This is a genomic window from Spirilliplanes yamanashiensis, assembly GCF_016863475.1.
GTDB lineage: Bacteria > Actinomycetota > Actinomycetes > Mycobacteriales > Micromonosporaceae > Spirilliplanes > Spirilliplanes yamanashiensis.
In genome coordinates this window covers 190,891-211,662 of the sequence record NZ_BOOY01000030.1, presented here as the reverse complement: position 1 = coordinate 211,662, position 20,772 = coordinate 190,891, and the positions used below count along the sequence as shown (strand labels likewise).

General features: G+C 76.0%; 19 protein-coding genes. 10 read left to right on the top strand and 9 right to left on the bottom strand.

Annotated features, from left to right (window positions below; genetic code table 11):
- Positions 1-368: 368 nt before the first annotated feature.
- On the bottom strand, positions 369-1,826 hold the full coding sequence (locus Sya03_RS21860; RefSeq protein WP_203940224.1) for a DUF4389 domain-containing protein: 1,458 nt from the start codon (positions 1,824-1,826) through the stop codon (positions 369-371).
- Between the two features lie 135 nt (positions 1,827-1,961).
- Here Sya03_RS21860 and Sya03_RS21855 point away from each other — a divergent pair, with 135 nt between their 5' ends.
- The 4 genes from Sya03_RS21855 (at position 1,962) to Sya03_RS21840 (ending at position 6,189) form a co-directional block, all read left to right on the top strand.
- Positions 1,962-3,665, top strand: a complete 1,704-nt coding sequence (locus Sya03_RS21855) for a sensor histidine kinase (RefSeq protein ID WP_203940223.1) — start codon at positions 1,962-1,964, stop codon at positions 3,663-3,665.
- A gap of 82 nt (positions 3,666-3,747) precedes the next feature.
- Positions 3,748-4,452 (top strand): hypothetical protein, encoded by a 705-nt coding sequence (locus Sya03_RS21850; RefSeq protein ID WP_203940222.1) that lies wholly within the window; start codon positions 3,748-3,750, stop codon positions 4,450-4,452.
- A gap of 11 nt (positions 4,453-4,463) precedes the next feature.
- Complete coding sequence (locus Sya03_RS21845) at positions 4,464-5,453, top strand: ATP-binding cassette domain-containing protein (protein WP_239107749.1); 990 nt, start codon at positions 4,464-4,466, stop codon at positions 5,451-5,453.
- Entirely contained in the window at positions 5,419-6,189 is a 771-nt protein-coding gene (locus Sya03_RS21840) for an ABC transporter permease (protein WP_306892656.1), read from the top strand. Before Sya03_RS21845 ends, Sya03_RS21840 begins: the two co-directional genes overlap by 35 nt.
- Here the strand turns inward: Sya03_RS21840 and Sya03_RS21835 are convergent, their stop codons facing one another.
- The gene (locus Sya03_RS21835) at positions 6,190-6,552 is read right to left on the bottom strand and encodes a hypothetical protein (protein WP_203940219.1); all 363 of its coding nucleotides are present in this window, start codon (positions 6,550-6,552) and stop codon (positions 6,190-6,192) included.
- A gap of 216 nt (positions 6,553-6,768) precedes the next feature.
- Here Sya03_RS21835 and Sya03_RS21830 point away from each other — a divergent pair, with 216 nt between their 5' ends.
- Complete coding sequence (locus tag Sya03_RS21830; protein ID WP_203940218.1) at positions 6,769-7,566, top strand: IclR family transcriptional regulator; 798 nt, start codon at positions 6,769-6,771, stop codon at positions 7,564-7,566.
- Between the two features lie 10 nt (positions 7,567-7,576).
- On the opposite strand, the gene Sya03_RS21825 is transcribed toward Sya03_RS21830, so the two are convergent.
- Entirely contained in the window at positions 7,577-8,659 is a 1,083-nt protein-coding gene (locus Sya03_RS21825; RefSeq protein WP_239107748.1) for a DegT/DnrJ/EryC1/StrS family aminotransferase, read from the bottom strand.
- 201 nt (positions 8,660-8,860) lie between these two features.
- Here Sya03_RS21825 and Sya03_RS21820 point away from each other — a divergent pair, with 201 nt between their 5' ends.
- Genes Sya03_RS21820 through Sya03_RS21810 form a run of 3 tightly spaced genes read left to right on the top strand, consistent with a single transcriptional unit; the run spans position 8,861 to position 11,914 of the window.
- A complete protein-coding gene (locus Sya03_RS21820) occupies positions 8,861-9,895 on the top strand; it encodes a lipid II:glycine glycyltransferase FemX (protein ID WP_203940216.1) in 1,035 nt (344 codons plus the stop codon).
- Between the two features lie 15 nt (positions 9,896-9,910).
- Positions 9,911-10,738 (top strand): metallophosphoesterase family protein, encoded by an 828-nt coding sequence (locus Sya03_RS21815; protein ID WP_203940215.1) that lies wholly within the window; start codon positions 9,911-9,913, stop codon positions 10,736-10,738.
- Between the two features lie 6 nt (positions 10,739-10,744).
- Entirely contained in the window at positions 10,745-11,914 is a 1,170-nt protein-coding gene (locus Sya03_RS21810) for a carboxylate--amine ligase (RefSeq protein ID WP_203940214.1), read from the top strand.
- Here Sya03_RS21810 and Sya03_RS21805 read toward each other — a convergent pair.
- Positions 11,877-13,151: a glycosyltransferase gene (locus Sya03_RS21805; protein ID WP_203940213.1), complete on the bottom strand. Its 1,275-nt coding sequence runs from the start codon at positions 13,149-13,151 to the stop codon at positions 11,877-11,879. The genes Sya03_RS21810 and Sya03_RS21805 overlap by 38 nt on opposite strands.
- A 179-nt stretch (positions 13,152-13,330) precedes the next feature.
- Between Sya03_RS21805 and Sya03_RS21800 the strand changes: the two genes are divergently transcribed.
- Positions 13,331-14,293 (top strand): hypothetical protein, encoded by a 963-nt coding sequence (locus Sya03_RS21800; protein WP_203940212.1) that lies wholly within the window; start codon positions 13,331-13,333, stop codon positions 14,291-14,293.
- The gene (locus Sya03_RS21795; RefSeq protein WP_203940211.1) at positions 14,290-15,003 is read left to right on the top strand and encodes a methyltransferase domain-containing protein; all 714 of its coding nucleotides are present in this window, start codon (positions 14,290-14,292) and stop codon (positions 15,001-15,003) included. The genes Sya03_RS21800 and Sya03_RS21795 overlap by 4 nt, the downstream gene beginning before the upstream one ends.
- Here the strand turns inward: Sya03_RS21795 and Sya03_RS21790 are convergent.
- The 5 genes from Sya03_RS21790 to Sya03_RS21770 are packed head-to-tail and all read right to left on the bottom strand — an operon-like array spanning position 14,987 to position 20,703.
- Positions 14,987-16,513 (bottom strand): O-antigen ligase family protein, encoded by a 1,527-nt coding sequence (locus tag Sya03_RS21790; RefSeq protein WP_203940210.1) that lies wholly within the window; start codon positions 16,511-16,513, stop codon positions 14,987-14,989. The genes Sya03_RS21795 and Sya03_RS21790 overlap by 17 nt on opposite strands.
- Positions 16,510-18,180, bottom strand: coding sequence for a murein biosynthesis integral membrane protein MurJ (gene murJ / locus Sya03_RS21785; protein WP_203940209.1), 1,671 nt, complete (start codon positions 18,178-18,180; stop codon positions 16,510-16,512). The genes Sya03_RS21790 and murJ overlap by 4 nt, the downstream gene beginning before the upstream one ends.
- A 3-nt stretch (positions 18,181-18,183) precedes the next feature.
- Positions 18,184-18,948 carry a YveK family protein gene (locus tag Sya03_RS21780; RefSeq protein WP_203940208.1) on the bottom strand — a complete coding sequence of 255 codons (765 nt, stop codon included), beginning with the start codon at positions 18,946-18,948 and terminating at the stop codon, positions 18,184-18,186.
- Entirely contained in the window at positions 18,945-19,625 is a 681-nt protein-coding gene (locus tag Sya03_RS21775) for a sugar transferase (RefSeq protein ID WP_203940207.1), read from the bottom strand. The genes Sya03_RS21780 and Sya03_RS21775 overlap by 4 nt, the downstream gene beginning before the upstream one ends.
- A gap of 1 nt (position 19,626) precedes the next feature.
- Entirely contained in the window at positions 19,627-20,703 is a 1,077-nt protein-coding gene (locus Sya03_RS21770) for a Gfo/Idh/MocA family protein (RefSeq protein WP_203940206.1), read from the bottom strand.
- Positions 20,704-20,772: the final 69 nt, after the last annotated feature.

The following is a 20,772-nucleotide window of genomic DNA, read 5'->3' as shown; positions in this document are numbered from 1 at the left end:
CCCCAGCCGAACAGCTTGTCGAGGAACGCCCAGAGGAAGATCCAGCCGAGCGCGAGGCGCAGCCCGGCGAGGGTGTAGTCGACGGCCTTCTGCCGGGTGCTCTCGCTCGCGGGCGGCAGGATGGTCTCGGCGATGGTGTGGTGGGTGGTCCGGGGGCTCATCGTCGCGGTCATGACGTTCACGTCCTTCCGATGTCTCAGTGACACCTCGATTCCACCCTGCGCCGGGCGGCGGGGTCAGGGCCGCCGGTCCCGCTCCGGCAGGGACCTTGGACACCAGCGCGGCGGGACGTCGGGCCGTCGGGCAGCATCGGGCCACGACCGGACGGCCCTCCGGCGGGTGCCACAGGGCCGTCCGTCGTCGCGCACTCAACCGACCGCCGCGGGCGGGCGGGCCTCCGCCGCCGTGGGCGGTCCCGGGGCGGGGGGCGGCGGGGCCGGCGTGTGCCGGCGGCCCAGTCCGGTCGCTCCCAGGTAGATCAGCACGAACGCGAGGACGGCCAGGGCGGTCGCCCCGCCGGCCAGCCCCCAGCCGAGCGGCGCGAGGTCCGGCACACGCATGGCGACGCGCGTGGTCGCGGTGACGCCGGGCGAACCGTCGACGTTGGCCAGGACGACGGCGTAGGTGCCCGCGGTGCCGGCCCAGTCGAGCTCGACGGTGCCCGCTCCGGACGCCTGGGCGATCCAGAACCGCTGGTCCGCCGGTGCGCTCACCGGCCGCAGCGCCCCGTCCGCCCGGTCGTACCGGGCGCCGTCCTCGGAGTAGACCTGCACGAGCTGGTCGTGCGCTGTGCCGTTCAGCCACGTGTCCACGTCGCGTTGCCGGGCCACGCCGAGGAACAGCCCGGCGCCGGCGTCGCCGGTCGCGGTGACGCGTACGGCGCCGATGGTCCGCAGGTCACCGGTCCACAGGTCGCCGGGCTGCACGCCCTCGACCGTGACGGCCGCGGTCGGCGACGCGACGTTCAGGGTGGGGCTGGTCAGCGTGCCGGTCGCGTCCCGTTCGCCGTTCAGCGTCAGGACGGCCGCACCGGCGGCGCCCAGGCCGACGGAGGTGAAGACCAGCAGGACCCCCGTCACCACGGCGACGACCGCGGCGGCGCGGTTCGGCGAGCCGGCCGTCGCCGGGGCCGTGCCGCCCGGCGGGGCGGTGCGTGGCACCGGATCCGGGTCGTCGGGTTCGGCCGGGCCCTGATCCAGCCGGAACGGCGGGTACCGGTCGGTGAGCAGCGCGACGTAGGCGACCGTCCGCAGGGTCCAGCGGCCCACGCCGACGAGCAGGTCGTGCAGGCCGGTCAGCCGCCGGCCGGTGAACAGCAGGCCGAGCCCCACCACGAGCACCGCGGCGCCGATGACGCTCAGCGAGGCGACGGTCCGCACCGCGCCGTCCCCGTCGTCGATCTCCCAGCCGGCGGCGCCGTTGAGCGCGCCCAGGATCACCAGGTGGGGGATGGCCAGCAGCCACGCCACGAGAGGCAGCCAGCGGCGCGGGCGGGGCGGCCCGTCGATCGTCAGCCCGGCCGGGTAGTCCGGCACCTCGGCCAGCGTGAAGGGCGGGTACCGGTCCGTGCCGAGCACCTGGTAGCCGTAGTAGCCGACCCGCCAGCTCCACCGCAGAACCCCCACGTTGAACTGGAAGACCGGCTCGGGGTACCGGCCGGTGAACAGCACGGCGACGTAGGCGACGAGGGTGAGGACGACGAACGCCACCCCCAGGAACGCCAGCACGACGTAGTGCGGGATGAGCAGCAGCCATTTGACGAGCCAGAGCCACCTGCTCGGGGTTTCGTCCGGTCGCGCGCGGACCCGGATCGTGAGAGTGCTCATGACACCTCCTCGAGTCATCTGCACCGAGCACACGCCTGCCGGTCAGGCGGCGGCAGAGGCGAATTGCCCGACCCGCGGGGACCTCCGCCGCCGCGGGCGGTTCTCCTCGGCGGCGAACGTGCGTAGGCTTCGCATATGGCCGACGAGTCTGGCTGGGCCGTCCCGTCGATGCCGTTCTCGCCGTTGTCCCGGGTGCGGCTGGACGAGCTGCTGCACGAGCTGCTCGACCGCGTCGGTGAGGTCTCGGCGAGCCGGGAGCGGCTGCGCGCCCTGCTGGACGCCGTGGTGGGCATCGGCACCGACCTCGACCTGCACAGCACCCTGGAGCGGATCGTCGCCGCCGCGTGCCGGCTCACCGACGCCCGCTACGGCGCGCTGGGCATCGTCGGCGCCGACCGGACGCTGACGGACTTCATCACGCACGGGCTGAGCGCCGAGAACCACGACCTCATCGGCGCCCTGCCGCACGGCCACGGCGTGCTGGGCCTGCTCATCGAGGACCCGCGGCCGATCCGGCTGCCGGACATCACGGCCCACCCCCGGGCGTACGGCTTCCCGCCGCACCACCCGCCGATGCACAGCTTCCTCGGCGTCCCGGTGCGCATCCGCGACCAGGTGTTCGGCAACCTATACCTGGCCGAGAAGGAGGGCGGCGGGCAGTTCACCGACGACGACGAGGAGCTGATGCGGGCGCTGTCGGTGGCGGCGGGCGCCGCCATCGAGAACGCCCGGTTGTACGAGCAGATGCGCCGCCGGCAGCGGTGGCTGGAGGCGGCCGGCGAGATCACCGGCGTGCTGCTGGGCGAGATCAACCGGGCCACCGCCCTGCGGCTGGTCGCCGAGCGGGCGCGCGAGGTCGCCGGCGCCGACATGACGCTGGTGCTCATCGGCGCCGCGGAGACCGGGCTCGTCGTCGAGGTCGCCGCCGGCAACGCGCCGGCCGGGCTGGTGGGGACGACGGTCGACGCCACGTCGGGGGACATCGCGGACGTGTTGCGTTCGCGCCACCTGACGGTCGTGGAGGACCTCGGCAAGGACGCCGAGTGGGCGGTGTCCATGCACACCGGCGGCGCCCTGCTCGTGCCGCTGGCCTCCGACGGCGAGTCGCTCGGCGTCCTGGCCGTGGTGTACCGGCCGGGCGACGCCGTCGCGGCCGACGCGCCGGACGTCGCCATGGTCGAGACGTTCGCCGGGCAGGCCGCACTCGCCCTCGAGCGGGCCCGGGCGCAGGAGGAGCGGGAGCTGTTCGCGGTGCTCGGCGACCGGGAGCGCATCGCTCGCGACCTGCACGATCTCGTGATCCAGCGGCTGTTCGCCGCCGGCATGCAGCTGCAGGGCCTCAACTCGCACGGCATCCGGCAACAGGCCCGGGAGCGCATCGACTCGGTGGTGGACCACCTCGACGCCACGATCCGCGACATCCGTGGCACCATCTTCGAGCTGCGCACGCCGGTCGGCGGGGGGCTCCGCGCGGAGCTGCGGGCGCTGGTCGACGAGGCCCGCGGCCCGCTCGGCCTCCGGCCGCAGCTCACCATCGTCGGCCCGATCGACAGCGCGGTCCCCGATCCCGTCCGGCCGGCGATCGTCGCGGTGCTGCGGGAGGCCCTGTCCAACGTCGCCCGGCATGCCCGGGCGAGCGCCGTCTCGGTGGACGTGCGCGCCGACGCCGGCCGGGTGATCCTCCGGGTGGCCGACGACGGGGTCGGCGTCGACAGCCGGATGCGGAGCATCGGCGGCATCCGCAATCTGCAGCGGCGGGCCGAGCAGGCGGGCGGCGAGTGCCGCCTCACCCCGGCCGAGCCGCACGGCACGATCGTGACCTGGTCGGTCCCGCTCTGACGGCCAGCGGCCACCGAGGTCACGGCCAGGTCGGGCCGATCGGCCCTACGCCGGGGCGGCGGCCGCGCGCGACAGTCGGATGATGTCCACGATCGTTTTCCCCGACCGGGCGGCCAGTGCCCGGCACGCCCGCGCCGAGCAGTGCCTGGCGCGCGCGGCCGCCGCCGCGGCCAAGGCGCCCGTGGTGGGCGGCGCGCGCCCGTGGTGCTGGCAGCTGGCCGGTGACACGGCGGTCCTGTCCCTCGTCACCCGCGGCCGGGCGGCCGGCACGTCCCGCTTCGCCCAGGACGTCGTCGACTGCGGCTCCGGCCTGCAGCATGCCCTGACGGTGCTCGCCGGCACGGGCGCCGAGGTCGCGCTCGACCTCTTCCCGGACGCCACCCGGCCCGACCTGATCGCCTCCCTGCGCATCACCGGATTCGGCGTGGCCACCCCCGCCGCCGTCCGTGCCCACCGCGCGGTCTCGCTGCACACGCACCCGGCGGCGCTACCCGGGCGGGCGACGGTCCCCGGTCCGGTGTGGGCATCGTTGCAGCGGATCGCCACGACCATCGGCGCCCGCCTGAGCGTCCCCGGCACCCGCACCGGCGACGCGCTGGTCGAGCCGATCGATGACACCCCGGCGGGCTGGCTGAACGCCGGCCGCGCGCTGTCGGCCATGGCCCTCGCGCCCTCGATGGATCGCCTCATCCTGGCGCCGGTGCGGCGTGCCCCGTCCGACACGGGCGCGGCCTTCACCATCCGCCTGGCCGTGCCGGCGGACGGGACCGCCCCGGCCGCCCCGTGACCGGGCCCGCCGTGGAGGCCGACGACCTCGCGGTGTCCTCCGGCACGGTGACCGCCCTCGACGGCCTGCACCTGCGGGTGGCCGCCGGGAGCCTGTTCGGGCTGCTCGGGCCGAACGGCGCCGGCAAGACCACCCTGGTGCGGGTGCTGGCGACGCTGTTGCGGCCGGACCGCGGCGCCGCCCGGGTGATGGGGCACGACGTCGTGCGCGACCCGCTCGCCGTGCGCCTGTCGATCGGCCTCGCCGGGCAGTTCGCCGCGGTCGACGAGGAGCTGACCGGGCAGGAGAACCTGGAGATGGTCGGCCGGCTGTACCGGCTGCCGGTCGCCGAGGCGCGCCGCCGGGCGCGCGACGTCCTCGAGCGTTTCGAGCTGACGGACGCGGCGCGCCGGCGCGTCGGCACCTACTCCGGTGGCATGCGGCGGCGGCTCGACCTCGCGGCCAGCCTCACCGGGCGGCCGGCCGTCCTGCTGCTCGACGAGCCGACCACCGGGCTGGACCCGCGGTCGCGGCAGGAGCTGTGGGCGATCCTCGACGAGCTCCGCGACGCCGGCACCACCGTCCTGCTCACCACGCAGTACCTGGAGGAGGCCGACCGGCTCGCCCAGCGCATCGCCGTCATCGACGCCGGCCGGGTCATCGCCGAGGGCACCCCGGCCGAGCTGAAGGCGGGCATCGGCACCGACGTGCTGCGCATCCGGCTGCACGAGCCGGCCGCGCTGGACGCCGCCGGGCCGCTGCTGTCCGACCTCGCCGCCGCCGGCACCGGCGTCGCCGCGGACCGCCCCGCCGGGGAGCTGACCGTGCGGGTGTCCCGCCCCGACGCCGCGCCCGAGGCCCTGCGCCGGCTCGACGCCCGCGGCCTGCGGGTGGCCGCCATCCAGCTCACCCAGCCCAGCCTCGACGACGTGTTCCTGTCCCTGACCGGCCACACCGCCACCGACACCACGGCCGCCACCGACGACGCTGGCGCCGCGGTTCCCGCCGAGGAGTCGCGGTGACCGCCCGCGTCGGCATCCGCACCCGCGCCGGGCGCCGGCGGCTCTCCCGCGGCGCGGTGCTGCTCGACAGCCAGGTGATGGCGGCCCGCTGCTGTTCCGCTACGTCTTCGGCGGCGCCATCGACACCGGTCCGGTCTCCTACGTCAACTTCCTCATGCCCGGCATCATCGTGCAGACCGCCATCTTCGGCGCCCTCGTCACCGGCCTGGGCCTGACGGAGGACCTGCGCGCCGGGGTGGTGGACCGGCTGCGCTCCCTGCCGATGGCGCGCTCGGCGGTCCTCGTCGGCCGCACCGCCGCCGACCTGGTCATGAACGTCTTCACGCTGATCATCATGACGGCCGTCGGCCTGCTGGTGGGCTTCCGCCCGTCCCAGCCCGCCTGGCAGCTCGCCGCCGCGTTCCTGCTCGTGCTGGGCTTCTCGTACGTGTTCTCCTGGATCAGCGCGTGGGTCGGCCTGTCGGTGCGCAACCCCGAGACGGCGCAGTCGGCCGGGTTCATCTGGGTGTTCCCGCTGACGTTCGCCTCCTCGGCGTTCGTCCCGACCGCCACGATGCCGGGCCCGGTCCGCGCCTTCGCCGAGGTCAACCCGGTCACCCTGGTCGTCGACGCGGTCCGCGGCCTCACCGTGGGCGGACCGTCGCCGGCCGCACCGGCCCTGCAGTCGCTCGCCTGGCTCGCCGCCCTCATGGTGGTGTTCGTGCCGCTGGCCGTCCGGGCGTTCCGCCGCGCCTGATCACCGGCCGGGGGCCGCTCCGGGCCGCGCCCAGCCGGGCGGTTCGTCCGGCGGGAACACCACGGCGACGGTGTCCGCCGAATATCTCAGGGTCGTCCCCGCCGGATCCGCGTCGCCGAGCACGACGTGGATCGGGTCGCCCGCGCCGTAGTCGACGGCGTCGAAGGCGTCGTGGCGCCAGGGCGGCCGCGTCCACTCGGCCTCGCCGACGATGCGACGGGGCCCCCGATGGCCGGGCGCCCGCTCGTGTCGTTCGTAGTCGATGGTGGCGTAGCCGACCCGGGCGATGACGAGACCGGCCAGGTCCTGGGCGCGCCGCTGGAACGCGTCGCGGTCCTCGGCCGTCCGGGCGAACGACAGCATGCCGGCCGGGCGCGCTTTATGCGGATAGTCGCACGGTGACAGTGCTCTGCCTGTTGTGCCGGATTTCATGATCCCTGGGGTTTCGCGACGAGATATCCGGCGCTCCGTCCGATCCGGCGACGCTTGCCCGGGGACAAACTTGTCTGTGTGTCACCGCACGGTGACGCGTAGAGGGGGCCGGGCATGGCTGGGAACTCCGCGGATTCGGGTCGGTCGGTGACGAGCAAGGTCATCGCGATTCTCTCGGCATTCGGACACGGTGGCGCGTTCTCGCTGACCGAGCTCGCCCGCCTGACCGGAATGCCGGTCTCCACGGCGCACCGGCTGACCAATGAACTGGTGTCGTGCGGCATGCTCGAACGGCCGACCGACGGATTCTTCCGGGTGGGTGGGGAGCTGCGCAGCATCGCCGGGTACGCCCGGCAGGTGCCGCCCAGTTTCCACGACCGGGCCCGGCGGGTCATGGACGACCTGGCCGCGGCGACCGGGCGGTGCGCCGTGCGGCTGGGGATGCTGGAGAACCTGCGGCTCAACTACCTGGAGAAGCTGCCGGGGGACGGGCCGGTCGCGATCGGGCTGGAGTCCGGCAGGCTGCCCCTGCACGCGACCGCCATGGGGCGGGTGCTGCTGGCGTTCGCGCCGGCGGCCGTGGTCTCCGCGCTGGTGGGCCAGGGGTTGCCCGCGTACACGCCGTACACGTGCACGTCGCCCGCCGATCTCCGGCACGCCCTGGCGGTGACCCGGCTGACCCGGGTGGCGGTGTGCCGGCACGAGTACGACCTGTACACGTCCCTGGTGGCGGTGCCGGTCTTCGACATCGGCGGGCGCATCGTGGCCGCGCTCGAGGTGTGCGTCAGCGGCGGGACCGACCTGCGGATGGTGCAGCCGCCGCTCGTCGTGGCCGGGCGCACCCTCACCCGCGACCTGCAGATCGGCGCCGGGCACAACCAGCTGACGATCGACGGGCGCCGGCGGCTGAACCTGGCGCCGCCGAAGGAGCGGCCGCAGGGCTGACGGCGCGGGCTCAGGCGTCCGCGAGCGCGGCGGCCAGCGCCTTGACGACGTCTTCCTGCTGACCGGCGGTGAGGTGCGGGTGCATCGGCAGCGACAGGATCTCCGCGGCCGCCGCCTCGGCGTGCGGGAAGGCGCCCCGCCGGTGGCCCAGGCCGGCGAACGCCGGCGTCAGGTGCACCGGCACCGGGTAGTGGATGCCGGTGGCGATGCCCGCCGACAGCAGCCGGCGGCGGACGTGGTCGCGGCGCCCGCCCGGGACGCGCACCACGTACAGGTGCCAGACGTGGGTGTTGCCCGGCGCGACGGTGGGGCGGCGCACGCCGAGCCCGTCCAGCAGCGCGTCGTAGCGGGCGGCGGCGGCCTGCCGGGCCAGGTTCCAGCTGCGCAGCCGGGTGAGCTTGGTCCGCAGCACCACCGCCTGGAGGGCGTCGAGCCGGCTGTTGCACCCGGCGACCTCGTGCACGTACGGGGTGCGGCTGCCGTGGCTGGCCATGACGCGGACGCGGTCGGCCACCTCCGGGTCGGCGGTCACGACCGCGCCGGCGTCGCCGTAGGCGCCCAGGTTCTTGCCGGGGTAGAAGCTGGTCGTGGCGACGCCGGACGCGCCGGCCTGGCGCCCGAACCGGGTGGCCCCGTGCGACTGGGCGGCGTCCTCGACGATCGGCACGCCGGCCGGGACGAGCCGCTCCACCGCGGCCGGCTGGCCGTACAGGTGCACCGGCACGACGGCCGCGGTGGCGGGCGTGACGGCGGCGAGGGCGGCGTCGGTGTCGATCAGGTGGGTGGCCGGGTCGCAGTCCACCAGCACCGGCCGGGCGCCGCTGCGGGCGACGGCCTCGGCGGTGGCGATGAAGGTGTTCGCCGGCAGGATCACCTCACGCCCGGGCCCCACGCCGAGCGCCCGGAGCGCCAGTTCCAGGGCGTCGGTGCCGTTGCCGACGCCGACGCAGTGCGGCGCGCCGCAGAACCGCGCGTACTCCCGCTCGAAGGCGCGGACCTCCGCCCCGCCCACGTACACCGCGTCGGACATGACGCGGTCGAAGCCGGCCGCCACCTCGGCGGCGATCTCGGCGTGCGCCGACCGGAGATCCACCAGCGGAATGTCCAACGCCATCGCCCCCGCACGTCGCGCCATCGTGTCGTCCGGGTTCCGATGATCGATGACGGCCCGGCCCCGGCGGAAGCGGTGCTTCCGCTGGGCGGAACGTGCCTGGCAACGGCCGCACGCGCGCCCGACGCTGCCAGCGACGGCGTCGAGCACCGGCGCGCGACATCGTGGCCCGAGGGGGAACGCATGAGCGTCCAGGCAGCCGCCCGCTCCCTGCAGGACCCGCGGTGGTCGTCCTTCGTGGCCGGTCACCCCGCCGCGCTGCCGTTCCACCACCCGTCCTGGGCCGCTGCGATCGCCGCCTGCTACGGCTTCCGCGCGTTCGCCCTCACCGTCGACCGGCCCGACGGCGCCATCGTGGCCGGCCTGCCCGTGATCGAGGTGCGGCGCCGCCGCGAACCGCCCAGGTGGGTGTCGCTGCCGTTCACCGACACCTGCCCGCCGCTGGTCACCGGCGCACCCGGCGCGGCGCTGGCGCAGCAGCTCGACGCCGCCCGCCGGGCGGCCGGCATCAGCCGGCTCGAGGTGCGCGGCGAGCTGTCCGGACCGGCCGTGCATCCGAACGGCACGTACCTCACGCACGAGCTGCCGCTGACCGGCAGCGAGCGGGAGATCTTCGCCCGCCTGCACGCCAACCAGGTGCGCCGCAACATCCGCCGCGCCGAGCGGGCCGGGGTGACGGTCCGCATCGGCACCGCGGAGCAGGACCTCACCGGCGTGTTCTACCGGCTGCACACCCGCACCCGGCGCCGGCTGGGCGTCGCCGTGCAGCCGCTGCGCTACTTCCGCGCGCTCTGGCGGCACGTGCTGCAACCGGGGCACGGCGCCGTGCTGATCGCCGAGCACGACGGTGCGCCGGTGGCGGCCGCCGTGTTCCTCACCTCCGCCGGCACCTGCGTCTACAAGTACGGTGCGTCCGACGAGCGGCACTGGGAGGTCCGCCCGAACCACATGCTGTTCTGGCAGGCCATCCGCTGGGCGCGCGAGCGCGGCTGCCGGACCCTCGACTTCGGCCGGACCGACGTCGAGGACCGGGGGCTGTGGGAGTTCAAGGCGCGGTGGGGCACCGACGTGCGCGAACTGACGTACCACCTGATCGCCGAGGACCCGCCCGCCGCCGGCCGCGGCGGCATGCACCCCGGCGTCCGCTCGATCATCCGGCACGGGCCGCAGGTCGTGCCCCGCGTGCTGGGCGAGCTCCTCTACCGCCGCTACGCCTGACGACGGGACACGGCCATGCGGTACGGGATCATCGCCGACGTCCACGCCAACGCCTACGCGCTGCGCACCGCCCTCGACCGGCTCACCGCGGCCGGCGTGGACGCGCTGCTCTGCGCCGGCGACGTCGTCGGCTACGGCGCCCAGCCGGACGAGTGCGTCGCGCTGATCGCCGAGCGCGACGCGCACTGCGTGGCGGGCAACCATGAACTGCTCGTGCTGGGCCGGCTCGACCCGGGGCGCGCCGGCCGGCTGGCCCGCGAGACGACACCGTGGACCCGCGCGGCGCTGAGCCCGGACGCCCGCGCCTACCTCGCCGCGCTGCCGCGCGTCGTCCAGCTGCCCGGCCTGACCCTCGCGCACGGCGCCCCGGCGGACCCCACCACGTACGTCCGGGAGCCCGCGCAGGCGCGCCGCGAACTCGCGGAGCTGCGCCGCACCGGCACGCCCACCGGGACGCTGGTGCTCGGGCACACCCACCGGCCGTGGCTGTTCGGCGCCGCCACCGGCACCGTGCCCGCCCCGCCGGGCGACCCGGTCGCGCTGCCGCCGGACGACCTGACGCTGGTCAACCCGGGCAGCGTCGGGCAGTCCCGGCAGGCCGAGCGGGACCCACTGGCCCGGTTCGCCCTGCTCGACGTCGGCCGGCGCCGGGTGCGGTTCTTCGCCGAGCCGTACGACGTGCCGGCCGCCGTCGCCGCCCTGCGCCGGCACGGGCTCCCGCGCGCCTGCCTGCACGTGCCGCCCGGGCCCTGGCGGGCCGTTCCCCGGCGCGCCGCCACCCTGCTCCGCGGCGCCGGCCGCGCCGTCCGGGCGGCCCGGGCCGCCCGGGCCGTCCGCGGGTGACCGGCGATGGGTGACCGGGCCCCGGCGGCCGTCGTTCTCGGCGGCGGCGTGAACCTCATCGAGGTGGTGCGCTCGCTGGCCCTCGCCGGTGTGCCCACCGCCACCGTCGCCCCCGCGCACGACGCGGCCCGCCTGTCGCGGCACGCCACCGCCGTGCTCACCGTCGAGTGGAGCGACCCGGCGGCGGTGGCCGGCGAGGGCGAGCTGGTCGACCGGCTGCTGCGGTGGGCGCGCACCCAGCCGGCGCCGCCGCCGATGCTGTTCACGTCCGACGAGGCGCTGCTGTTCGTCAGCCGGCACCGCGACGCGCTGGCCGCCGGGTTCCGCCTCGCCCTCGCCGATGCCGCCTGCGTGCGGGCGACGGTCGACAAGACCCTGTTCGCCCCGCTGGCGGAGCGGCTCGGGCTGCCCGTGCCGGCCACCCGGATCGCCGCCGCGCCCAGCGGCGACCTGCCGGCCGACATGACCACGCTGGGCTACCCGCTGATCGTCAAGCCGCACCGGCGGGACCGCGCCTGGCACCGGGCGGCGCAGACCCGGCAGAAGGCCACCCTCGTCGGGGACGAGGACGAGCTGGCGCGGCTGTGGCACCGGCTGGCCACGTTCGGGGCCCCGGTGATCCTCCAGGCGTCCGTGACGGGGCCGGAGGACCGGCTGGAGAGCTACCACGTGTACGTCGACGACCGGGGCGAGATCGCCGCGGAGTTCACCGGGCGCAAGATCCGCACCCTGCCCGCGGCGTACGGCCACACCACCGCGCTGGTCGTCACGGACACGCCGGACGTGCTGGTGTGCGGCCGGCGGGTGGTGCGCGCCCTCGGCCTGCGCGGGGTGGCCAAGGTGGACTTCAAGCGGGCCCCCGACGGCAAGCTGTTCATGCTGGAGGTCAACCCGCGCTTCCACCTGTGGCACCACCCGGGCGCGCGGGCCGGGGTCAACATCCCCGCCGTCGTGTACGCGGACCTGACCGGCCGCCCGCGCCCGCCGTCGCCGGACGTGCGGGCCGGCGTGCGGTGGGTGCACCCCCTCGACGTGGTCGCGGCGCGCGCGCAGGGCATCGCGCCGTGGCGGTGGGCGCGGTGGGCCCGCGGGTGCGAGGCCAAGGCGTTCTGGGCGTGGAGCGACCCGCTGCCGCTGGTCAGTGCGGTGGCGGCGCGGCTGCCCGGGCGTCGCTGACGTCGCTGACCCGGCGGCGCTGCCGGGGGACTCGCCGGGGGACCGACCGGGCGGGCGGGGCGGTCAGCAGCCGGTCGACGGTGCCGGTGTAGACCTCGCGCTGCCGGGACCACTGGAACCCGGCGGCGACCTCGCGGGCCCGCCGCGCCATGGCCGCCCCCCGCTCCGGGTCGCCGTGCAGCAGCCGCAGGGCGCGGGCCAGGTCGGCCGCGTCGCCCGACTCGAACAGCGCCACGCAGTCCGGGCCCAGCGTCTGCTCCACCGACCGGGTGCGCGAGGACAGCACCGGCTTGCCCATGGCGATGAAGTCGAACATCTTGCCCGCGAGCGAGACGTCGCGGAACGCGTCGCGGCGCATCGCCACGATGCCGGCGTCGGCCGCGGCGATGCCCGCCACGAGCTCCCCGATCGGCACGAAACCGCCGCTGAACCACACCCGGCCGGCCACGCCCAGGCGGGCGGCCAGCTCCCGCAGCCGGGGCAGGTCCGAGCCGTCGCCGTAGATCCGCAGCCGCAGGCCCGGCAGCTCGTCGCGCAGCAGCGCCACCGCCTCGATGACGGTGTCCAGCCCGTAGTGCGCCTCCACCGTGCCGTGCGACACCAGCGTGAACGACCCGTCGGCCGGCCGGGCCGCATCCGACGCCGGCGCCGGGCGGAACGTGTCCTCGTCCGCGCCGTCCATCACCACGGCCACCTTGCCGGGGTCGGCGCCGCGGCCGACGAAGACCTCGCGCATCTGCGCGGTGGGCGTGATCACGGCGTCGGCGAAGCGGATGCTGCGCTGCTCCAGCCGCCCGATCAGCCGCACCAGCGGGTGGCCGGCGTCCACGCCGAACTTGGTGGCGAAGAACTCCGGCATGCACTCCTGTAGGTCGAGCAGCACCCGGGCGCCGAACAGCCGCGGCACGGCGGCGGCGAAGACGAGCACGTCGGGCAGGGAGTGCACCTGGATCAGCCGGTACCGGCGGCGCACGTGCAGCGCCGTCACCAGCGCCGACGCCATCGCGAAGAAGGCGGCGTACTCGCCGGCGTAGCGCAGGCCGCGCCGGCCCCGGCTGTGCCGCAGCGGCAGCCGCCACACCGTCACGCCGGGGCGCCGCTCGACGCGCGGCTGCCCGGCGTCGCGCAGGCAGATGACGTCGACCCGGTGGCCCGCCGCGACGAGCGCGGCGATGTCGCGGGCCACGCGGCTGTCCTGCGGGACGTAGTGCTCACGAACGACGCAGGTCTCCGGCATGCCGGGATGCTAGCGACGCGGGCGGGCGGGCTCCGCCGCGTTCTTCCACTGGGTGAAAGACGGCATGGGCGGCGGCAGCGGGGCTCGTAGCTTCACCCCGGATGCCTCAGGCCCGCCGCGGGCCGCAAGGATCGGTGGTTGCAGTGCTACGAGCAGGATTCGCCGGATGGCGGCGCAGAGTGTGGCTCTCCGCGTGGATCACCGCCGTGGTGGGGACCGGCGCCGTGCTGAGCGTGGCCGGCGCCGGCCGGGTGGACCTCCCGGGCCTGCCGGGCGCGGTGCCGGGCAACGGCGCGGCGCTGCGGCCGCCGCTGCCACCGGGCTCGGCCACCCCGACCGCGGACCCCACCGCGGACCCCACCACGGACCCCACCACGGACCCCACCACGGACCCCAGCACGGACCCCAGCGGTGAGCCCACCCCGGAACCGACCCCCGAGCCCACCCTCGTCCCGCCCTTCACCACCCTGCCGCCCGGCAGCGCCCTGCCCGACGACGCGGCGTGTGCCCGCGCGGTGACCGCGGCCGCGGAGACCGTGCCCGGCAACGCCCCGTACAACGCCGCGCCGGGGACCATCCGGCTGCCCGCGACGTTCTTCGACGACGGCAGCCACGACCCGCGCGCCAACACGCAGATCGCCGGCCGGGTGACCGGGTCGTTCACCGGCACCACCCGGCAGATCCTGCAGTGGGCCGCCTGCAAGTGGGGCCTGGACGAGGAGATCGTCCGGGCGCAGGCGCGGACCGAGTCGTCGTGGCGGCAGACGATGCAGGGGGACTGGACCGCGAACCCGGCCCACTGCGCGCCGGGGCACGGGATCGGGGTGGACGGCGTGCCCGGCCGCTGCCCGGAGAGCTGGGGCATCCTGCAGGTACGCTACCGCTTCTTCAGCGGCGCGTTCCCGGACGCGATCCGGTCGACGGCGTTCAACGCCGACACGGCGTACGCGGTCTGGCGGGCCTGCTACGAGGGGTACGAGTGGTGGCTGGCCGACTACGAGGCGCCCGGCCACACCTACGCGCCCGGCGACGCCTGGGGCTGCCTCGGCCGCTGGTACTCCGGCCGGTGGCACGACGCGCTGGCGGAGCGGTACATCGCCACCGTGCGGGCCGTCGTCGCCGATCCGCCCGCGCGGCGGTGACCGGGCGACCCGGCGGCGGGCCGGTCTTCCGCGCGACGGTCCGGCCGCTGCTCGTCCTCGGCCGGTGGCTGCTGGTCGAGATCCAGGAGCGGCGGTACGGCATCCGGACGTCGGGGGAGGTGGAGCTGGCGGACCTGGGGCTGGCCGCCGCCGACCGCCGGTCGTACAAGCCGTCGCCGTGGCTCGGGCTGCGCCGGGCGCTGCCGCGGCGGTCGGTGTCGCCGGACGACGTGTTCATCGACATCGGCTCCGGGCGGGGCCGGGTCGTCTTCCAGGCCGCCCGGTTCTATGCGTTCCGCCGGGTGATCGGGGTGGAGCTGTCGCCGCAGCTGCACGCCGAGGCGGTCGCCAACATCGAGCGGAACCGGGCGTCGCTGCGGTGCGCCGAGGTCCGGCTGTACTGCGGCGACGTCCTCGACGTGCCGATCCCGGACGACGTGACCGTCGCCTACCTGTACAACCCGTTCGCCGGGGCGGTCTTCGCGACGGTCGCCGGCCGGCTGCTCGCGTCGGTGGACCGCCGGCCGCGCCGGCTGCGCATCGTCTACGCCAACCCGGTGGAACACGACCTGCTGATGGCCACCGGGCGCGTCCGTCTCACCGGGCGGGTGCGGGCCCTGCGCCCCGGCCGGGAGTGGGCCGCGTCGGCGTCCGTCCACGTCTACGACGTGACGCCGGCCGGGTCGGCCGCCGTCACGGGGCCGGCCTGACGCCGTCCGGGCCGGGCCGCACCCGCGGGCGCGGGGCGCGGCCCACCGCCCGCAGCCACGGCACCCGGCCCACGGCCGGCGCCGGCCGGGGGACCCGGCCGGCGGGGGCTCCGGTCGGGACGGCGACCGCCAGCGCCAGCAGCGCGAACATCAGGTCCGCCGCGCCGCGCATCGTGATGTGCGGGTCGAACGTCATCAGCACGAACACCGCCACCAGGCTGGCCAGCGAGGCCGTCGCCGCCACGCCCACCGCGTCGCCGCGGCCGCGCGCGATCGACGCCGTCGCCTGCACCGCCACCCACATGAACCACAGGAACGCGGCGAACAGCGGGACGCCGCCGGTCCACAACAGCCAGGTGTGGCCGCTCTCGATGTAGACCTCGTGGCCCCACGGGGTGTCGACCTGGATCCGGGCGCCGGGCCGGACCCCGAACGTCCAGGTGCGGTCGGCGAGCAGGTCGGGCCAGACGTAGCGGCGCAGGTGCTCGTACCGCACGTACCAGCTCTGCGGCACGCCGGTCGACACCTGGCGCTGCGCGAGCCGCTGCTGGATGACCGGCCACAGCAGGACGGCGCCCACCAGGACCGCCGGGCCGAGGACGACGAGCAGGCGCCGCACCTGACCGGTGCGCACCGCGACGACGGTGACGCAGACCGCCAGCCCGATCACGGCGGAGACCTGGCCCGAGCCCAGGGTGCCGAGGGCGAACAGCGCGGTCAGGGCCAGCAGCCGCCCGCGATGCCGGCGGGCGTGCACGAGCAGCCCGAGGCAGATGGCGACGTGGAACGCCATGACGTCACCGACCGAGATGGACGACCCGAGCGTGGCGGACCCGCGGCCCGCGGCCAGCCCCGTGGCGTCCTCCGGCGGGAACAGCCGGACCAGCAGGTCGGGTACGCCCGCCAGGTTCAGCGACTGGAGGATGGCCACCACCGCCAGCACGGCGGCGCCCGCGATGGACACGCGCAGCGCCCGGCCCACCTCGCGCTCGGTGCGCACGCTGATCCGTACCAGCACGTACAGGGCGTAGAACTTCCACAGCGCCGAGGCGTAGAGCAGGTCCTCCTGGGTGGGCGCCACACCGCGGGCCACCATCCACAGCAGCGGCAGGACGGAGCCGGCGCACGCCATGAGCAGCAGCGCCGCATCGATCCGGCCGGGGCGGAACGGCAGGGCGCGGGTGGTGCGCAGCTGGACCAGGGTGCGCAGGGCGACGCCCGTGCCGACGACCAGCGTGAGCGCCTCGTGCGGCCGCAGCAGCGGCACGACCATGCCGCGGGGGAAGCCGGCGGTCAGCGGGGTGGCGAGCAGGACGAGGTAGGCGGCGGCGGGCGGGTGGAGGTACGCGACGCCGGCCAGCGCGGCGGCGGCGAGCGCCGCCGCCAGCAGCGGCGGCGGGACGACGGCCGCGACCGGCGCCACCGCGACCGCCAGGGCGCCGACGAGCGCGGCCCCGGCCAGGACCTGCCGGTCGGACCACCGGGCCGCCGGCTCGACCGCGGGGTTCACGGCCGCCCGCCGGCCGGCACGCCCGCCGCCCGGCGCGCCGCCGGTCGCAGGCTCTGGCCGAGCAGCGCCAGCTCCGGCGAGCGCCACCACCGCTGCAGCAGCAGGTACACCGCGGCGCCGGTGCCGGCGGCGGCGACCATGGCCAGCTGACCGGTCAGCGGCCCGGGCAGGACCGCGTACAGGCCCTCGCCGACCGCGTACGCGGGTACCGCCATGAGCGCCGCGGCCCCGGCGGTGCGCAGCAGCGGCCGGCCGAGGGGCGCGTCGCCGCCGGGCAGCGCCCTGCTCAGCCGCGCGGCCAGCCAGGCGCCGCCGGCGATGTCCGCCGCCGAGATGGTCAGGCCGAGCGCCAGCAGCGCCACCGTGCCGGCGTCGAGGTGGAAGGCCAGCAGCATGCCGCCCGCGACGACGGTGGCCCGCAGGATCGCCGCCAGCAGCGGCGACCGGGCGTCGTGCCGGGCGTAGCAGCCCTGGATGCCGAGCAGCAGCGCCCCCAGTCCCACCACGCCGGGCGCGAGCGCGGCGATCGAGACGGCGACCAGGCCCTGGGCGGACGGGGCGGCCATCTGCCCGAACGTCACGGCGCGGGCGAGCGGGTCGTGCAGGACGGCGTACGCGGCCGCGGCCGGGACGATCAGCAGCGCCACCAGCGCCGCCCCCCGGACCAGCTCGTCGCGGAACCGGCGCAGGTCGCCGAGCCCGGCCAGCCGGGACAGCCGGGGCAGCAGCGCGACGGTCACCGGGCGCGAGCCGAGGGCGTACGGCAGCGCGTAGAGGTTCAGGGCGAGCTGGAACGCGATCACGCCGCCCGGGACCCGGTTCGCGACCACCATGGCGGCGATCGGCTGGACCGTGTCGAGCGTCGAGTTGCCCAGCGCCGGCACGGCCCGGCGCAGGATCGCCCGGACCTCCGGCACCCGCCACGCGCGCCGCGGCCGCAGGGTGACCCCGACCGACCGGGCGCCCCACCACTGCAGTCCGGCGTGGACGGCCACGGACGCGGTGGTGCCGATCCCGAGCAGCAGCAGCAGACCGGTCGTCGGCGCGGCCAGGGCGTCGCCGGTGCCGAACAGCACGGCGGTCGCCGCCATCGTGACGATGATCCCGGCGTTCTCGACGATCGGCGCGGCGGCCGCCAGCGCGAACCGGCCGTGCGCGCTCATCACCGCCTCCGCGGTGCCCACCACCGCGTACATCAGCATCTGCGGGACGAACAGCACGAGCAGCACCAGCCCGGCGCGCCGCTGCGCGGCCGCGGCCGCCGGATCGGCCACGCCGGCGGACAGCAGGCGCAGCACCAGGGGGCCGGCCAGGACGATGAGCAGGCAGACGACGCCGAACGCGGCCAGGGCGGCGGTCAGGAACGCGCCGGCCAGCCGGGCCGCGCCCCGCCGGTCGCCGCTGTCGACGTGGCGCACCAGCGGGGGCACCAGCAGGCTGGAGAAGAGGTTCCCGGTGAGGGCGGCGTACGCGATCATCGGCAGGTTGTTCGTCGCCTGGAAGATGTTGCCGAGATAGGTGGGTCCGAGGACGGCCGCGACGGCGGCGATCCGCAGGAACCCGCTCAGCCGGCTGGCGACCGTCCACACCAGCACCGAGGCGGAGTCGCGGACGAACGTGCCGGCGTCGCCCCCGGTCGCCGGACGTCCCGCCGTCTCCGCCGCCACGCGTCACCGCCAGGACGCGAACGGGCGGGTCAGCCACCGCGGCCGTTCGAGCACCGCCACCGTGACGGCCGCCGCGAGCAGCCCCAGCAGCAGCCCGCCCGCGAGGGCGCGCCGGGGTTGCGGCTGCAACGGGTCCTCCAGCAGCGCGGCGGGGGACAGCACCGTGGACCGGGTGGGCGGCGGATCCGCGACCGGCGCCTCGGCCGGCGTCTCGGCCGGCGTCTCGGCCGGCGCATCGGTTGCTCCGGCGCTGGGCGCCGGTGTCGCCGGCGTGGTGGCGACGGCCGTGGCGATCGCGGGGCCGACCGCGGGCGGGGCGGACCGCAACAGGTACTGCTCGGTGACGAGCCGGGCGAGCTCGACCGCCCGGGCCTGGTCCGGGTCGCTCACCGTGAGGCGGAGCAGGTTGCTGCGCCCGACGATCTCGGCGTCGACGTTCCGGCGCACGCGGGACAGGGGCAGGCCGGACCGGTCGGCCACCGGCTGCAGCACCGGGTCGCTGGTGACGATCATGACCTGGGTGACCATCGCCCGGTCCACCGCCGCGTCCGAGATGTCGGCGCGCGGGGTGATGAGGAAGTCCGCCTGCGCCCCGTACACCCGGGGTTGCAGCAGGATGCTGTAGCCGACGGCGGCGCCGGCGAACACGGCGATGACGGCGAGCGCCACCGCCGCCAGGGACAGCAGGCTGTAGTGCCGGCGGCCGTACAGGTGGGTCGCGGTCGACGTGACGTGCAGCTCGCCGGAGCGGGGCATGGTCCCGGTCACCGGGTCAGGCCCCAGTGCAGGACGACCGGCACCGTCCTGGCGAGGATCCGCAGGTCCAGGGCGAGGCTGCGCCGGCGCACGTACGCGACGTCCAGGTCGAGGGCCTCGCGCATGCTGAGCCGGTTGCGGCCGGACACCTGCCACAGCCCGGTGATCCCCGGCTTCACCAGGAACCGGTCGTGGTGGTGCGGGGCGTACTGCGCCACCTCCCAGTCGAGCGCCGGCCGCGGCCCGACCAGCGACATCTCGCCCCGGAACACGTTGACGAGCTGGGGCAGCTCGTCGAGGCTGGTGACCCGCAGCAGCCGGCCGATCCGGGTGACCCGCGGGTCGGCGGCCGGCTTGAACACCCCGGACCCGTCCGCGCGGGGATCCTCCCCGGCCAGCTCCCGCAGGTTGTACTCGCGGTGCACGGCGTCGTCGCAGCCGTCGGTCATCGACCGGAACTTGAGCATGACGAACGGCTGCCCCCGGTACCCCATCCGGACCTGCCGGAACAGCGCGGGCCCCCGGCTCGTGGCGCGGACGGCGCCGGCCAGCACCAGCAGCAGCGGGCTCAGCGCCACCAGCGCCGCCCCGCTGACCACGACGTCGATCGCCCGGGTCAGCCGCGGTGAGCCCGGCGCGACGCGGGGCGCCGGGCCGGCGTCCCGGGCCGCCGGGAGGCTGCGGGTCATCTCACGCCCCCCGCGCCAGCAGGTCCAGCAGGGCCGTGGACTGGGCGCCGTTGGTGGCCGCCCGGAACGGGGCCGGCTCGCCGTCGGCGACCCGGACCCGGGTGCCGTGCCGCAGCGCCTCGTCCGCCGCCTCCAGCACCTGCACCACGGCCAGGCCGCTCTGCCCGTCCGACCGGGGGCGGCGACCCGACAGGCAGCACTCGACGAAGTGCTGGTCCTGCACCCCCAGCGGCTCGGTCATCTCGATGAACGGGGCCGTGATGGCGCCGTAGCGGTACGACAGGCGGGCGCGGGACGGCCCGTGCGGCTCGTACACCACGCCCTTGTCGTAGATCCGCAGGCGTTCCTGATCGGCCAGGTCGTCGAAGACGGCCATCCGGCGGCTGCCCACGACGGTCACCCGGCGTACCTTGCACGGGTCCAGCCAGCTCACGTGCACCTGGGCCTGCACGCCCCGGTCGCCGTAGCCCAGCCGGAGGTGGGCGACGTCCTCCCGGTGCGACCGCACGTGGTCGGCGCCCCACGCCTCCACCGACTCCGGCGCCCCGCCGAGCAGGTAGTTGATGATCGAGATGTCGTGCGGCGCGAGGTCCCAGACGACGTTGACGTCGCTCTGGTACGCGCCCAGGTTGAGCCGGGCCGTGTCGATGTAGTAGATCTCGCCGAGTTCCCCCGACTCGATGACCTCCCGCAGCTTCCACACCACCGCGTTGTGCTCGAAGGTGTGCCCGACCATCAGGGTGAGGTGGCGCTCGGCCGCCTCCTGGATGAGCCGGCGCGCTCCGGCGCTCGTCATCGTCATGGGCTTCTCCACCATGACGTGCTTGCCGGCGCAGAGGGCCTGGTGCGCGAGCCCCACGTGGTGCCGCGGCGGCGTCGCGATGACCACGGCGTCCACGTGGCCGAGGGCGTCCCGCAGGCGGGCGTAGGCGCTGACGCCGTTGGCCGCCGTGGCGAGTTCGGCCCGCCGCTCGGGTCTCGGGTCGATCGCGACGACCTCGCCGACACCCGCCGTCTGCTGGAGTACCCGCAGATGCTTGGACCCCCAGTAGCCGCACCCGACCACACCTACCCGCACCGTGACCTCCTCGATCCGCGTCGCGTGCCCGCCCCCGCCGCTTCCGGCACGCGCGGGCCGGCACCCTGA

Coding starts and splice junctions, on each gene's coding strand:
- Sya03_RS21860 (WP_203940224.1), bottom strand. CDS start 1,826: ATGAGCACTCTCACGATCCGGGTCCGCGCGCGACCGGACGAAACCCCG.
- Sya03_RS21855 (WP_203940223.1), top strand. CDS start 1,962: ATGGCCGACGAGTCTGGCTGGGCCGTCCCGTCGATGCCGTTCTCGCCG.
- Sya03_RS21850 (WP_203940222.1), top strand. CDS start 3,748: ATGTCCACGATCGTTTTCCCCGACCGGGCGGCCAGTGCCCGGCACGCC.
- Sya03_RS21835 (WP_203940219.1), bottom strand. CDS start 6,552: ATGCTGTCGTTCGCCCGGACGGCCGAGGACCGCGACGCGTTCCAGCGG.
- Sya03_RS21820 (WP_203940216.1), top strand. CDS start 8,861: ATGAGCGTCCAGGCAGCCGCCCGCTCCCTGCAGGACCCGCGGTGGTCG.
- Sya03_RS21815 (WP_203940215.1), top strand. CDS start 9,911: ATGCGGTACGGGATCATCGCCGACGTCCACGCCAACGCCTACGCGCTG.
- Sya03_RS21810 (WP_203940214.1), top strand. CDS start 10,745: ATGGGTGACCGGGCCCCGGCGGCCGTCGTTCTCGGCGGCGGCGTGAAC.
- Sya03_RS21805 (WP_203940213.1), bottom strand. CDS start 13,151: ATGCCGGAGACCTGCGTCGTTCGTGAGCACTACGTCCCGCAGGACAGC.
- Sya03_RS21775 (WP_203940207.1), bottom strand. CDS start 19,625: ATGACCCGCAGCCTCCCGGCGGCCCGGGACGCCGGCCCGGCGCCCCGC.